The sequence below is a fragment of the Streptomyces scabiei 87.22 genome (assembly GCF_000091305.1).
GTDB lineage: Bacteria > Actinomycetota > Actinomycetes > Streptomycetales > Streptomycetaceae > Streptomyces > Streptomyces scabiei.
Genome location: NC_013929.1, coordinates 957,388 through 971,441 on the forward strand (window position 1 = coordinate 957,388; position 14,054 = coordinate 971,441).

A 14,054-nucleotide genomic window follows, 5' to 3' on the forward strand; every position below is an offset into this window, starting at 1 on the left:
GTCCCCGGTCACCGGCGGCCCCGCTCCGTCACCGCCGTCCGCCTCGGCCTTCCCGTCACCGAAGCGGCCGGCCCTTGTCATGGCACGGCCGGCCGGTGCAGCCTCGCCCGGACCGCCGCCCTCCCCTGGAGGTCCGTCACCCGACGGCCGGGCGACCGCCGGCCCGGTCGGTCGGGAACGGACCGCGATCCTTCTCCTCCCCGGCCCGTCTCCCCCACCGCCCCTCGGCCACCGGCGCCCCGTTCGGGCCCCCTCCTACGCCCCCTCCCCCGGGCTCCATCCCGCCGGGCGCAGGATCCCCAGCAGCAGGCCGACCAGTTCGTCGACGACCTCGTCCAGGGGGGCGTCGACCCAGCCGGCCTGCCAGTCGTGGAGGAGGCCGTTGACGCTGCCGATGAAGGCCGCGGCGGCGATGCGGTAGTCGCGGGGGACGGCCTCGCCGCGTTCGGCGGCCGCGGTGGCCTCGGCGCAGATGAAGTCGACCCAGCGGGAGCGGCGTTCGAGGCGTTGGCGCTCCAGGCGGGGGCTGACGCCGATGATCTCGGTGAAGGTGATCCGCAGCCGGCGCGGGTCGCCGGTGACGTTCGCGGCGTAGGCGCGGAACGCCGCCGTGGCACGCTCGGCGATCGACTGCCCCTCGGCCGCCGCGAGTCCGGTGAGCGCGGCCTCCTCCGCCCAGTCGTTGACCCTCAGGTGCAGCGCGGCCAGGACCTCCTCCAGGGTGCTGAACTCCTCGTAGAACTGGCGGGTCGACAGGCCGGCGGCCTCGCTCAGTCCCGCGATCGTGGTCGCCCGGAAACCGGGACTGTCGCCGAACAGCTGAAGACCCGCTTCGAGGAACCGGTCCCGGCGCTCGGCCGTCCGCTCCGCCGCGGACCTCCCCCCGTACCGTCCGGTGGGCTGTCTGAGCCTGCCCGCCACGTTGAATCCTCCCGACATGACGCCACTCGCGACGGCCGGGTTCGGCCGTCGGTCGATTTTGTCGTGTCCCCGGTCTTGTGGTGAAGCGGGACCGTTCCTTACTTTCCAGTAAGTCCATGTGAACGCCGACGTATTCAGACTCCCCGTCGCCCCCTGAGACCCTCGCGGTCCCCGAGCCGCCTTGTCATGCCTTGAGCAAGTTGGAGGAACCGAAATGTCCGTCGTCCCCACCCCCCGCCGCCGCAGGACCCGGAATGTCGGTGCCGCCGTCGCCGCGCTCGCGCTGACCGCCTCGGCCGTGGCGACCGCCTCTCCGGCGAGCGCCGCCGCCGACCTGCGGGAGGTGATGTTCGTGGGCAACAACTGGGAGGGCACCGCGGACGTCATCAAGGCCTCCGGCGACTTCGCCAAGATCGGCCGGATCAACGTCATCCCCGACAAGGACGCCCGGATGGCGGAGATCAACGCCGATCCGATCCGCTGGATCGCCTACATGACGATCCGCAACAGCGTCGGCGAGGGCCACGACCAGTACGTGGACGACATGTACTCCACGCCGGACGGCTCCTCGATGGTCGTCTCCCGCCCCAGCTTCGCCGACGTGGTCTCCATCAACGTCAGGACCGGCGCCATCAACTGGCGCTTCCCGGTGTCGGGTTACCGCTCCGACCACATGGCGGTCTCCCCCGACGGCAAGCGCGTGGCGGTGTCGGCGTCGACCGGCAACACCGTGCACGTGCTGGACATCGTCACCGGCAAGCAGCTGGGATCGTTCAAGACCGGCGACAAGCCGCACGAGAACATCTTCACCAAGGACGGCAAGTACATCTGGAACATGGCGATCGGTGACGTCAACACCCAGAGCGACGCGCCCTGGCTGGACTGGACGAAGGGCGACCGCAAGATCACGGTTGCCGACGCGAACACCTTCCAGCAGGTCAAGGTGATCGACATGCGCGCACGCCTCGACGCCATCGGGCTGCGCGACTACTCCGACGCGGTCCGTCCCGCCGCCTTCTCGCCCGACGAGACGAAGCTGTACTTCCAGGTGTCGTTCTTCAACGGCTTCTTCGAGTACGACATCGCCACCGACAAGATCACCCGCACCAAGACCCTGCCGAAGTCCCCGGGCGTCAGCGACGACCGCACGACCTTCGTCAACGACTCGCGCCACCACGGCCTCACGATGAAGCCGGACGGCACGAAGCTGTGCATCGCCGGCACGATGGACGACTACGCCACCGTGGTGGACCGCGCGACCTTCCAGGAGGGCCCGCTCGTCCCCGTCTCCAAGCCGTACTGGTCGACCGTCAGCGGTGACAGCAAGTCCTGTGTGGTCTCCGAGAGCGGCGCCGACCAGGTCACGGCGATCGACTTCGCCACCGGGAAGAAGACCGTGTCCGTCGCAGTCGGCGACCACCCCCAGCGGGTGCGCGTGGCACAGGTGCCCGCCGACTGGACCGGACCCTCGGCTAACTGAACCTGGCGGTCAGCCAGTTCGACAGCTCCGTCCGTGCCGCGCCCAGTTGCGCGGCGGACGGGGCTGTCGCGCCGTTGGTGACCAGGGCGTAGTGCAGCTTGCCCGTGTCGGCGGCGGTCAGCAGCAGACGGCGGCTGCCGGTGCCGCCCGGCTCCTTGGCGGCGGCGATCGGTGTGGACGTGGTGTACGCCGGCGGCGCCGCCGTCACCCCGAGGTCGGACACCACCGTGGTGGACGCGGTGGGGAAGGACGCCGGGAGGTGGAGTTCGGTCGGCTCCGCGCTGCCGTCCGAGCGCCAGACCAGCAGGGAGTACTGGCCGGAGCCGACGAGCGAGGAGACGTTCGGCAGTGAACCGGGCACCGGGTTCCACGTCAGGGTCGTGGAACCGTCGCGCGAACGGTCCTCGTAGGTGAAGGCCACCGTGCTGCCCGCCGTGGCGCTCGGGTAGATCCGGTCCAGCATCCGGGCGTCCTGGCGGAGCACGGCCGTACCGGAGTCGTCGAGGCGTACGGCCGAGAGGTCCTCACCGTTCCAGCCGTCCGCCTCGGCCTGCACCTTGTCGGGGTTGTCGTTCATCAGCTCGTGGTGGCGGCCCCAGTAGATGTCCCACTGCCACTGGGAGCCGGAGAGGACCGGACCCGAGGAGGCCGGCTTCGACCACCAGTCGACGCCCTTCACCCGGGAGTCGAGCGCCTGGTACATGGCCTTGTAGACCGTGGGCGCCTTGTCGGAGACCGAGCCGCTCAGCGGGTGTCCGAACTCGCTGACGACGGCCGTGGTCCCGCCGGCGGCGGCCCGGTCGCGCACGGTCCCGAAGTCGTTGACGTACTGGCCGTTCTCCGCCTTGCCCCACATGAAGATGCCGGAGATCGCCTTCTGGTCGTAGAAGTGGGTGTTGAAGACGTAGCGCGGTCCGATGGTGCCCGCGTCGAGGAGGCCGCCCTCCTGCTTCTGGAAGTCGATGTTGGCGTTCCAGAAGAGGTTCGGCTCCACGAAGGCCGGTTTGGCCTGCCAGCCCGCCGCGTCCATCCGGGAGCGGAACTTGACGTAGAACGGCCACAGGACGTCCTTCTCCCACGTCCTGCTGGTCTGGCCCGAGTCGAGCACGCCGGGGTGCGGCTCGTTCCACGGGTCGAAGCCGACGACGCCCTGGAACTGGGCGGAGGTGAGGTTCGACTTCACGTACGCCATCGTCTTCTGCGCGGTGTCGAGGAAGGAGTCCTGGACACCGTAGGTGTTGTGCCAGAAGTCGTACGTCGACTTCGTCACCGCCGCGTTGGAGGTGATGTTCTGGCCCCAGAACGGGCAGATCCCGCAGTACTCGTCGGGGTAGTTGCCGAGGTCGACGGCCCACTTGGGCGCGCCGTCGCCGGTGTACCAGCTGTCGGAGTCGAACAGCCAGCGGGAGTACAGGTCCTGGTGCCAGTCGGGGTAGACCCTGATCCCCGCGTCCAGGAAGGCACCCATCTGTGCGGTGGCCGCCGCGAGGTAGGTGGTGCTCACCTGCCCGCGCACCGGTTCCGCGTACGCCCAGGAGAGCAGGAAGCGGACGGAGTTGCCGCCGCCGAGCGCTCTGAGCGCGGTCGCCGACTTCCTCGCGTCGGCGACCGACGCGAAGGGCAGACCGTTGTTCTCCTTGAGTTTCGTCTCACCCGAGACGTTGTAGCCGCGCAGGACGACCTCGCGGCCGAGTCCGTCCTTGAAGCGGCCGCCCTCGACGGTGAGGGTGGCCGCGGCCTGCGAGTCGAACCAGAGATCATCAGTGAGAGCGGAGGCGGGCTGGGTGGGGCCCGCCATGGTCAGGAAGCCGGTGACGAGTACCAGGACACCGAGCAGACGAATACGCAATCTTGACATGTCCGCCACATTCGACATGTGCACTACCGTCCCAATGGTCAGGCGGGCCGTCAATAGCAACTGACGCACGAGTAAGTACCCCTTTTTTCAGGGGAGTTCACCTTTCACGGCCGATTCTTTGCCCCGCGCGGCCCGGTGGGCCCTTGCGCGGGCGCGCGGGGACCCGATAGAGGCCCCCGCGCGTACGTCCCGCGCCGCCGCTCAGATCCCCAGCCGCCGGGTCAGGTTCAGCAGGTACTCCTTGCGGTCGAGGGGGTTGTGGTCGGTGCGCGGCCGTGCGGGGACGTCCGGGCCGGCGACGGGCGCGAAGTGGTCGAACGCGGTCTCCAGCTCGCCCTCCCCGTTGGTCGGTCCGGGCAGCCGCTGCTCCAGCTCGTGCACCCGGGCGGCGGGCACCAGCCCCTCCAGCCGTACGGCCGCCCCGCTCGCGCGGGTGTCCCGCGGCACGGCCCGCAGCGCGGCGAGCACCGGCAGCAGCGCGCCCAGGGTGTCGGCCGGGGCCTCCACGCGGAAGCGGTGCACCGGCTCGTGGACGCGGGTGCCGGCCTGCCGCAGGGCGTCCGTCAGGACCAGCGGGGTCAGGCCCCGGAAGTCCGCGCCGGTGCTCGACATGCTCTTGTCGAAGCCCTGATGGGCGTGGCTCTGGCGGGGCGAGTAGCCGCAGTGCGTCAGCGTGACCGTGCAGTCCGGGACCCGCCAGCCGTGCAGTCCCTGCTCCAGGGTCTCCCGGACCGTGTCCTCGACGGCCTTGAAGAAGGCGTACGGCATGGATCCCAGCTCCACCTCCAGCCGGAACCCGACCCCGGCGCCGGCCGGCGCCGGCTCCACCCGCAGCCCGACCGTCGCGAGGAACGGGTTGCCGTCCTTCTTGTTGTACTCGACGGCCGCGCCGCATCCGGCGAGACGCTCGACGCAGAGGGGCGTCGTCTCGCGGAAGGTGACGTCGAGTCCGTACTCGTCGGCGAGCGTCGCCTGGACGACCTCCTTCTGCACCTCCCCGTAGAGTGACACCGAGAGCTCCTGGCGGAGTTCGTCGTGGCGCAGACCGATCAGCGGGTCCTGCTCGGCGAGTTGGGTGAGGGCGACGTGCAGGGCGCCGGCGTCCTCGGCGCGGGCGGGCAGGACGACCGTTTCCAGGGTGGGCGGGGCGAAGTGGTGCCCGCCGGCCGCGCGGGCCCGCGGGGTGCCGACGGTGTCGCCGATCCGGATGTCGGCGAGGCCCCACAGCCGTGCGATCCGGCCCGCCCTCACGGCCGTCGCGCGCACGGCGCCCCCGCCCTCGAAGACGCCGATCCCGGTGACCTTGCCTTCGCGGGTGCCGTCCCGGAAGGGCAGACGATCGCGGACGCGTACGGTTCCGGTGAACATCCGCACATAGGCGATCTTCTCGCCCGCCGGACCGCGCTCGACCTTGAAGACGGTGGCGGAGGGCGGGGTGTCCGCGCCGGCCGAGCCCGTGACGTCCGTGGGGTCCGTCGTGTCGGTCGTGTCCGTCGCCGGCAGCAGTCCGCTGATGCCGTCGACGAGTTCGGCGATTCCCGCGCCGGTGATCGCCGAGCCGTGGAACACCGGGTGGACCAGGGCCGCGCCCGTCTGGGCGGCGAGGGCCTCGCGCAGTCGGCTGTCGGGGACGGCCGCCCCGTCGTCCACGTAGGCGGCGAGCAGGTCCTCGTCGTGCTCGGCGAGGAGTTCGAGGAGCCGGGGCGGCAGGGGGGCGTACGGGGTGAAGCGGGCCGCGGGTGTGCCGAGTTCGGCGACCTCGCCCAGGGAGACGATCGCCGGGTCGAGCCGGGCCGCGATGCTCTCCAGCAGGTCCCGGTGGCGCGCGCCGCGGCGGTCGACCTTGTTGACGAAGACCAGCGTGGGGATGCGCAGGCGCCGCAGGGTGCGCATCAGCACACGGGTCTGTGCCTGGACGCCCTCGACGGCCGAGACGACCAGGACGGCGCCGTCGAGCACGTCGAGCACGCGCTCCACCTCGGCGATGAAGTCGGGGTGGCCGGGGGTGTCGATGAGGTTGACGGTGAGGTCGTCGATCTCGAACGAGACGACGGCGGACTTGATGGTGATGCCTCGTCGCCGTTCCAGCGCGAGGGTGTCCGTGCGGGTGCTGCCGTCGTCCACGCTGCCGATCTCGTCGATGACGCCGACGGTGTGCAGGAGGCGTTCGGTCAGGCTGGTCTTACCGGCGTCGACGTGCGCGAGGATGCCGAGGTTCAGGATGCGTGACAAGCGTCGGGTCCTTGGAGAGGGGGGACGTTCCTTCCTGGCGGGACAGGGACGCTGCGCGCATCGGGGTTCTCCTCGGTCGCTCGGGGCTTCCGCCGGCTGCCGCCGGTCTCCTCCGCAGTGAACCAAGGCGGTCTGCGCACCCGCAAACGGTTTTCCCGTCCCTCGGCGGGCGGCGGGGACCGAGTCGGCGGACGCTGGAGGCACGGGGCTGCGGCGAGAGGAGTGGGCCCGTGCGTGAGGTTCTTCCGGCGCTCGGCGAGTGGTACGCGGCGGGCTCCCCGTTCGGGCTGGCCACGGTGGTCGCGGTCAGCCGTAGCGCGCCGCGCGGGCCGGGAGCCGCCATGGCGGTCGGGCCCGGTGACGAGGTCGTCGGCAGTGTCTCCGGGGGATGCGTGGAGGGGGCGGTGTTCGAGCTGGCCCGGGAGGTCGTGGCGTCCGGCCGGGCGCGGCTGGAGACCTTCGGCTACAGCGACGAGGACGCGTTCGCCGTGGGGCTCATGTGCGGCGGGGAGATCACGCTGCTGGTGCGGCGGGTGACGGCGGCCGAGGACCCCGCCTTCGGGCGGGTGGCGGAGTCCGTGGCCGCCGGGCGCCCGGTGACCGTGGCGACCGTGGTCGACGGCCCGGCCCCGCGCGGGGCCGCCCTCGCCGTGTGGCCGGACCCGGCGCCGGGCGCGCCCCCCGCGCCGGGCACCCTCGGCGCGCTCGGCTCGGCGGGGCTGGACGCGGCCGTGACCGCCGACGCGCGGGGTGAGCTGGCCCAGGGTGCCACGGGACTGCGGCACTACGGTCCGCACGGTGAACGGCGCGAGGACGAGGTCGCCGTCTTCCTGCACTCCTTCGCGCCGCCGCCCCGCATGCTGGTGTTCGGGGCGATCGACTACGCGGCCGCGGTGGCCCGGATCGGCGACTTCCTGGGCTACCGGGTCACGGTGTGCGACGCGCGCCCGGTGTTCGCCACCCCGAAGCGCTTCCCCGCCGCCGTCGAGGTGGTCGTCGACTGGCCGCACCGGTATCTGCGCGGCACGCCCACCGACGACCGCACGGTGATCTGCGTCCTGACCCATGACCCGAAGTTCGACGTGCCGCTGCTGCGCGAGGCGCTGCGCCGGCCGGCCGCGTACATCGGGGCGATGGGCAGCCGCCGTACGCACGACGACCGGGCGCGGCGGCTGCGGGAGGCCGGGCTCGACGCGGCCGACCTGTCCCGGCTGCGCTCCCCCGTCGGCCTGGACCTCGGCGCCCGTACGCCGGAGGAGGTCGCCGTCTCCGTGGCGGCGGAGATCGTCGCACTGAGGTGGGGCGGCAGCGGGGTGCCGCTGTCGGTGACGACCGGGGTGATCCATCCGCCGGCCCCGGGTGGGTGAGCGGCGGGCGCCCGGTTCAGGTCCGGGGTGGCAGCCGGTGCAGTTCCACGTCCGTCAGCGCGCCCTCCGTGACCGTCGCCGTCATGTACGTGCAGTGCGGCTGACGGCGGCGGTCGGTCGGGGAGCCGGGGTTGAGGAGGCGCAGGCCGCCGGCCGCGGTCGTGTCCCAGGGGATGTGGCTGTGGCCGAAGACCAGGACGTCGGTGTCGGGGAAGCGGGCGGCGCAGCGCGCCTCGCGGCCCTGCGCGGGGCCCGTCTCGTGGACGACGGCGAGGCGCACCCCGGCGACTTCGGCGTGGGCGACCTCGGGGAGGCGGGCGCGCAGGGCGGGGCCGTCGTTGTTGCCGTACACGGCGATCAGCCGGCGGGAACGGGCCTCCAGCAGGTCGAGGGTGTCCTCGTCGACCCAGTCGCCGGCGTGGACGACCACGTCGGCCTCGGCGATCTCGGCGAGGAGCCGCTCAGGCAGCGCCTTCGCGCGCTGGGGCAGGTGGGTGTCGGTCGTCAGCAGCAGGCGCACGGGGTCAGGGTCGCATCCCGTGGGGGCTCGCACCGGCGTTCAGTCGAGCGGGATCTCCGCCCACACCTGCTTGCCCCCGCTGACCGGGACGGTGCCCCAGGCCGTGGACACGGCCTCGACCAGGAGGATGCCGCGGCCGCCGGTGGCCTCCCAGCCGATGACGGTGGGCTTCGCCGGCGTACGGGGTGAGGAGTCGGCGACCGCGACGCGCAGGCGGTCGGCCAGCAGGGTGAGGTCGAGACGTACTCGGCCGTCGGTGTGGACGAGGGCGTTGGTGACGAGTTCGGAGACGACGAGGAGCACGGTGTCGGCCGTGGACTCCACGCCCCAGCGGCGCAGGACGCGCCGGGTGTAGCGGCGGGCCTGGCCGACCGCCTGGGGGACCCGCCACACGCTCCAGTTCTCGCGCTGGGGCCGCAGGGCCATGCCGTCGTAGCGCACGAGGAGCAGGGCCACGTCGTCGTCGCGGTTGGCGCCGCCCAGCAGGGTGTCGGCGACCACCCCGAGGTGGGCGGGGTCGGCGGCGGCCAGTTCGGCGGCGAGATGGTCGAGGCCGTCCTCGACGTCGATGTCGGCGGACTCGACGAGCCCGTCCGTGGTGAGGGCCAGCAGTGTGCCGGGGGCCAGCCGCAGCGGGCTCATCGGGAAGTCCGCGCGCATGACGACACCGAGGGGCGGACCGCCCTCCGCCTCGCTGATCTCGGTGGAGCCGTCCGGGTGACGCACCACCGGCGGGATGTGTCCGGCGCGCACGTACCAGGCGGACCCCTCCTCCATGTCGATGTCGACGTAGCAGCAGGTGGCGAAGAGGTCGGTCTCCATGTCCATCAGAAGCCGGTTGGCGTGCGAGACCACGACGTCCGGGGGGTGTCCCTCGACGGCGTAGGCGCGCAGGGCGGTGCGCATCTGGCCCATGAGGGTGGCGGCGCCCGCGTTGTGGCCCTGGACGTCGCCGATGACGAGGGCGACGTGGTTGTCCGGCAGCGGGATGACGTCGTACCAGTCGCCGCCGACCTCCAGACCGGCCGTGGTGGGCAGGTACCGGGCGACGGCGACCGCGCCCGGCAGCTGGGGCAGCCGGCGCGGCAGGAGCGTGCGCTGGAGCATGCCGACGAGTTCGTGTTCGGCGTCGAAGGCGTGGGCCCGCATCAGGGCCTGCCCGGCGAGGCCCGAGGCGGCGGTGAGCAGGGCGCGCTCCTCGGGGCCGAAGTCGTGGGGGGTGTCCCAGCCGATCAGACAGGCACCGGCCATCCGGCCGCCGGCGGGCAGCGGGAGGACGGCCAGGCCGCCGGGGCCTACGCCGGCCAGGGCGGGTTCCAGATCGGCGCCGGCGGGCCAGATCCCGGCGCGTCCCTCGCGGAGCGCGGTGGCGAGGGTGGGCATGGTGCGCACGGGCGCGTCGGGCCACTCGGAGCGCCATTCGGAGCGCCACACCTCGGGCCAGATCTCCGGCTGCGGCGGATCGAGGACGGTGACGACCAGCCGGTCCCCCTCCAGCTCGGCGAGGGCGATCCGGTCGGCGCGCAGCGGCTTGCGCAGGGCGGTCACCACGGCCTGGCTGACGTCCCGTACCGTGCCGGCGGTGGCCAGGGCGGCGGCGAGGCGCTGGATGCGGGCCACGTCGCCGCGGCCGGTGCGCAGGGTGGAGGCGTCGGCGACGGTGCCGACGAGACGGGCGGGGCTGTCCTCGCGGCCGGGCAGGATCCGGCCGCGCAGCCTGAGCCACTTCTGTTCGCCGGAGGGCTGCAGAATGCGGAACTCCAGCTCCCGGTCGCCGATGGACATGTGGTCCGCCTCCACGACGGACATCAGCGCGGGCAGGTCCTCGGGCACGGTCAGCGCGATCAGGGTCTCCACCCGGCCGTCGAAGTCGTCCGGGCCCATGCCGAACAGCTCCAGCAGCCCCTCGTCGACCTCGACCCGCCCGGTGTCCATCGCCAGGTCGAACGAGGCGCCGGGCCCGGCGGGCGGCGCCGGGGCGGAGCTGGTGACGGCCTCGGCGAACAGGTCGAGGCAGTGGCGGTCCTCGGCGCCGAAGGCGTGCGTGCCGTCACCGACGGCGACGAGGCAGCCGCGTTCGCGCAGGGGCAGCACGCCCAGCGAGAAGTCCCCGGCGTGGGCGCGGCGGACGTCGGGGTCCTGCTGGAGGTCGGCGGAGACGAGCCAGCGCGACCGGCCCGAGCGGCACACGTCGGCGACCGGGGTGGTCCCCGAGGCCGGATAGCTGTCGCGGAGCCCGTACAGGGTCCTCGGGACGCCGGCGACGCCCGCGAGCAGCAGGGCGTCGCCCTCGCCGTCCGGGAGGTACACGGCGGCCACGGTCGCACTGGTGAACACGAGCACCTGTTCGAGGATGGCGTGCAGCCGCTCGTGCGGATCGAGATGGCCGCCGAGCGACTTGAGCGCGAGTTCGGCACGCAGCGTCCTCGTTCCGCGTTCCGCAGCGCCTGCACTGACCACGTCCGCAATTACAGCGCTTCCGGCACGGTCGCGCAGCCCCTGCGACCGTCCCGGGGGTCCGGGAGCCCGTCCGCGCGGCGTCCCGTTCGAAAGGCGTCGAACACATCTTTACGTGTGCGTTCCGCACGGTGAGGGCGTGACAGGCGTGAGGGGTTTCTGGTGACAGCCGTGACTGTCGGGCGCCTCGGCGGGCTGGAAGGCTCGTCCTCACTTGGCCCAGGGAGCGACGGAACACGACCCGGGGGAACCTGCATGGACAAGCGGTACGAGGCGTACGCGCTCGCCGACAGACACTTCTACGAGACACCGGACCGGATCCCGGCCGGCGACCGCACCGGCGCGGCGGCCCCCGGTTACGCGACCGCCGGGCGCCCGGTCCCCGAGGGCTGGCGGGCGGTGCGGATCGGGGACTGGCTGACGCTGACCCCGGTCGACGACGGCGGGCGGCCCCGTCCCGGACCCACCCAGGGATGGAAGGTGCACGCCTCCGCCACCCGGGGGAACGCGGACCGGATCGCGGCGATCGTGTGGGACTACTGCGTGCCCCGCCAGATCCCGTTCAAGTTCGTGCCGGGACCCCATCTGCTGCATCTGCGCAACGCCAAGTACGCGGCCCGCGACACCAGCGGCAAGTTCGTCACGGTCTACCCGGCGGACGAGGAGCAGCTGCACCTCGTCCTGCGCGAGCTGGGCGCACTCCTCGACGGCCACGAGGGGCCGTACATCCTCACCGATCTGCGCTGGAACGACGGACCGCTGTACGTCCGCTACGGCGCGTTCGCCCGTTCCTTCGTCGTCGACGAGCGCGGCACGCTCGTCCCGGCCGTCCGTGACGGCGTCGGCACGCTGGTGCCGGACCAGCGGAAGCCGACCTTCCATGTGCCCGAGTGGGTGACCCTGCCCGCGTTCCTGGAGCCGCAGCTGGCGGCGCGCAACACGACGACGGTCGGCGATCTGCCGTACCGGATCGACAAGGCGCTGCACTTCTCCAACGGCGGCGGCGTGTACGTCGGCACGGACACCCGTGACGGCGGCCGGGTGGTCCTCAAGGAGGGACGTCCGCACGCCGGGCTGGCCGCCGACGGGGCCGACGCGGTGACCCGTCTGGAGCGGGAGAAGGAGGCGCTGGAGCGGCTGGCCGGGCTGGGGGTCGTGCCCGGGGTGCGCGACTGGTTCACGCTCGGCGACCACCGCTTCCTCGTCATGGACTTCGTCGAGGGCCGCCCGCTGAACTCCTGCGTCGCCGAACGGCACCCCCTGCTGTCCGCGGACCCCGGGCCGGGCGCGGTCGCCGCGTACACGGACTGGGCGCTGCGGGTGCACCGGGCCGTGGAGGAGGCGGTCGCGGCGGTGCACTCGCGCGGGATCGTCTTCAACGACCTGCACGTCTTCAACATCATGGTCGCGCCGGACGACCGGTCGGTGACCCTCCTCGACTTCGAGGCGGCGGCCTCCGCCGAGGAGAACGGCCGGCAGACCGTCGCCCACCCCGGCTTCCTCGCGCCCCCGGACCGCACCGGCCCGGACGTCGACCGCTACGCCCTGGCGTGTCTGCGCCTCGCGCTGTTCCTGCCGGTCACCTCCCTGCTGGTGGTGGAGCGGGAGAAGGCCGCCCATCTGGCCTCGGTGATCGCGGAGCGGTTCCCGCGGGTGCCGCGCGCGTTCCTCGACGAGGCGGTCGCGGAGATCACCCGGGGAACGGGGACCTCCGGACGCGGGGATCGGGGGGCACGGGCCGACGGGGGCGGCTGGTCCCTCGCCGAGCCCGGGGACTGGCCGTACAGCCGGGACTCGATGGTCAAGGCGATCCTGGCCTCGGCCACCCCGGAACGCGACGACCGGCTCTTCCCCGGGGACGTCGCCCAGTTCTCCGACGGCGGCGGCCTCGGCCTCGCGCACGGCGCGGCGGGCGTCCTGTACGCGCTCGCGGAGGTCGGCGCGGAGCGCTACGAGGAGGGCGAGCGCTGGCTGCTCGACCACACCGCCCCGGTACCCGTCGGGACCCCGCTCGGCCTGTACGACGGTCTCGCCGGCGTGGCGCTCACCCTGGACCGGCTGGGCCACCGGCAGCGGGCCCTGGACCTGACCGAGCAGATCCTCGCCGAGAAGTGGCACCGGCTCTCCTCCGACCTGCGCGGGGGTCTGGCCGGGCTCGGGCTGGTGCTGGACGAGCTGGCGCGGACCACCGGTGAGCAGGGGCTGCGCGACCACGCGGCCGAGGCCGCGCGCCTCCTCGCCCAGCGCCTCGGCGAGCCCCGCCCGGCCCCGCCCCGCCGCCGCGCCGGTCTGCTGCGCGGCGCGAGCGGGCCCGCCCTGTTCCTGCTGCGCCGCTACGAGACGACGGGCGACCCCGCGCTGCTCGCGTCGGCCCGTGAGGCACTGCGGCAGGACCTGGAGTGTCTGGTCGACCAGAAGAACGGCGGGCTCGCCGTCGACGAGGGCTGGCGGACGATGCCGTACCTCGGCGACGGGAGCGTGGGCGTCGGCATGGTGCTCGACGACTGCCTGGCCGCCACCGGCGCCGCGGCGGACGCTCGCGGACCGGAGGAGACCGCCGGCGCGCAGGACGGGCTCGCGCGGATCCGCGCGGGGATCCTCACCGCCGCGGCCTACCGCTTCTACGCACAGCCCGGGCTGTTCGAGGGCCGTGCCGGGATGATCCTGCACCTGGCCCGGACGGGCGCCCCGCGCGAGGCGCTCGCGGAACAGATCGCCGCGCTCGGCTGGCACTCGATGCCCTACGAGGGGCAACTGGCCTTTCCCGGCAACCACCTGATGCGGCTCTCCATGGACCTCGGTACCGGGACGGCGGGATGCCTGCTGGCTCTCGGCGCGGCGCACGCCACGGCTGACGACGCCACGCCCCGCCTTCCGTTCCTGCCGCCGCCACGACGGCGGCCCCATTGACGCGGTTCCGCCACCCGGCGGAGTCGTGACGTGACACCCCCGTCCCCCAGGCCCGCCGAGCGGGCCACGACCGAAAGGAATCGACATGGCACTTCTCGACCTGCAGACGATGGAAGCCGACGAGACGACCGGTACCGGCGGGCCCAGCTCCCTGAGCGTGCTGTCCTGTGTGAGCGCGGCCAGCATCACGCTCTGCCTCTGACCCGGCCCGGGCGCCCGGGTCGTCCCGGACGCCCGACGGACCGGCACAGCGGCTGAGCCGCGCCGAACAGCCCCGGACGGTTCCTCTCCCCTGCCCGGGAAGGAACC

9 protein-coding genes are annotated in these 14,054 nt (G+C 72.9%); 4 read left to right on the forward strand and 5 right to left on the reverse strand.

Annotated features, from left to right (window positions below; all coding sequences use genetic code 11):
* Nucleotides 1–255: 255 nt before the first annotated feature.
* Complete coding sequence (locus SCAB_RS04020; protein WP_012998770.1) at nucleotides 256–921, reverse strand: TetR/AcrR family transcriptional regulator; 666 nt, start codon at nucleotides 919–921, stop codon at nucleotides 256–258.
* 214 nt (nucleotides 922–1,135) lie between these two features.
* Here SCAB_RS04020 and SCAB_RS04025 point away from each other — a divergent pair, with 214 nt between their 5' ends.
* Nucleotides 1,136–2,401 carry a YncE family protein gene (locus SCAB_RS04025; RefSeq protein ID WP_012998771.1) on the forward strand — a complete coding sequence of 422 codons (1,266 nt, stop codon included), beginning with the start codon at nucleotides 1,136–1,138 and terminating at the stop codon, nucleotides 2,399–2,401.
* Here the strand turns inward: SCAB_RS04025 and SCAB_RS04030 are convergent.
* The gene (locus SCAB_RS04030; protein WP_037727022.1) at nucleotides 2,394–4,259 is read right to left on the reverse strand and encodes a cellulase family glycosylhydrolase; all 1,866 of its coding nucleotides are present in this window, start codon (nucleotides 4,257–4,259) and stop codon (nucleotides 2,394–2,396) included. The two genes, SCAB_RS04025 and SCAB_RS04030, sit on opposite strands and share 8 nt — an antisense overlap.
* 201 nt (nucleotides 4,260–4,460) lie before the next feature.
* Complete coding sequence (locus SCAB_RS04035; protein WP_012998773.1) at nucleotides 4,461–6,491, reverse strand: elongation factor G; 2,031 nt, start codon at nucleotides 6,489–6,491, stop codon at nucleotides 4,461–4,463.
* A gap of 230 nt (nucleotides 6,492–6,721) precedes the next feature.
* On the opposite strand from SCAB_RS04035, the gene SCAB_RS04040 reads away from it, so the two are divergent.
* Entirely contained in the window at nucleotides 6,722–7,858 is a 1,137-nt protein-coding gene (locus SCAB_RS04040; RefSeq protein ID WP_012998774.1) for an XdhC family protein, read from the forward strand.
* Between the two features lie 16 nt (nucleotides 7,859–7,874).
* On the opposite strand, the gene SCAB_RS04045 is transcribed toward SCAB_RS04040, so the two are convergent.
* Both SCAB_RS04045 and SCAB_RS04050 read right to left on the reverse strand, forming a co-directional pair.
* Nucleotides 7,875–8,378, reverse strand: a complete 504-nt coding sequence (locus SCAB_RS04045; protein ID WP_012998775.1) for a metallophosphoesterase family protein — start codon at nucleotides 8,376–8,378, stop codon at nucleotides 7,875–7,877.
* A gap of 39 nt (nucleotides 8,379–8,417) precedes the next feature.
* On the reverse strand, nucleotides 8,418–10,838 hold the full coding sequence (locus SCAB_RS04050; RefSeq protein ID WP_012998776.1) for a SpoIIE family protein phosphatase: 2,421 nt from the start codon (nucleotides 10,836–10,838) through the stop codon (nucleotides 8,418–8,420).
* A 252-nt stretch (nucleotides 10,839–11,090) separates the two neighbouring features.
* On the opposite strand from SCAB_RS04050, the gene lanKC reads away from it, so the two are divergent.
* Complete coding sequence (gene lanKC, locus SCAB_RS04055) at nucleotides 11,091–13,745, forward strand: class III lanthionine synthetase LanKC (protein WP_012998777.1); 2,655 nt, start codon at nucleotides 11,091–11,093, stop codon at nucleotides 13,743–13,745.
* Nucleotides 13,746–13,830: 85 nt separating this feature from the next.
* The gene (locus tag SCAB_RS04060; RefSeq protein WP_005483995.1) at nucleotides 13,831–13,947 is read left to right on the forward strand and encodes a SapB/AmfS family lanthipeptide; all 117 of its coding nucleotides are present in this window, start codon (nucleotides 13,831–13,833) and stop codon (nucleotides 13,945–13,947) included.
* The last annotated feature ends 107 nt before the right edge of the window (nucleotides 13,948–14,054 follow it).

Coding starts and splice junctions, on each gene's coding strand:
- SCAB_RS04025 (WP_012998771.1), top strand. CDS start 1,136: ATGTCCGTCGTCCCCACCCCCCGCCGCCGCAGGACCCGGAATGTCGGT.
- SCAB_RS04030 (WP_037727022.1), bottom strand. CDS start 4,259: ATGTCAAGATTGCGTATTCGTCTGCTCGGTGTCCTGGTACTCGTCACC.
- lanKC (WP_012998777.1), top strand. CDS start 11,091: ATGGACAAGCGGTACGAGGCGTACGCGCTCGCCGACAGACACTTCTAC.
- SCAB_RS04060 (WP_005483995.1), top strand. CDS start 13,831: ATGGCACTTCTCGACCTGCAGACGATGGAAGCCGACGAGACGACCGGT.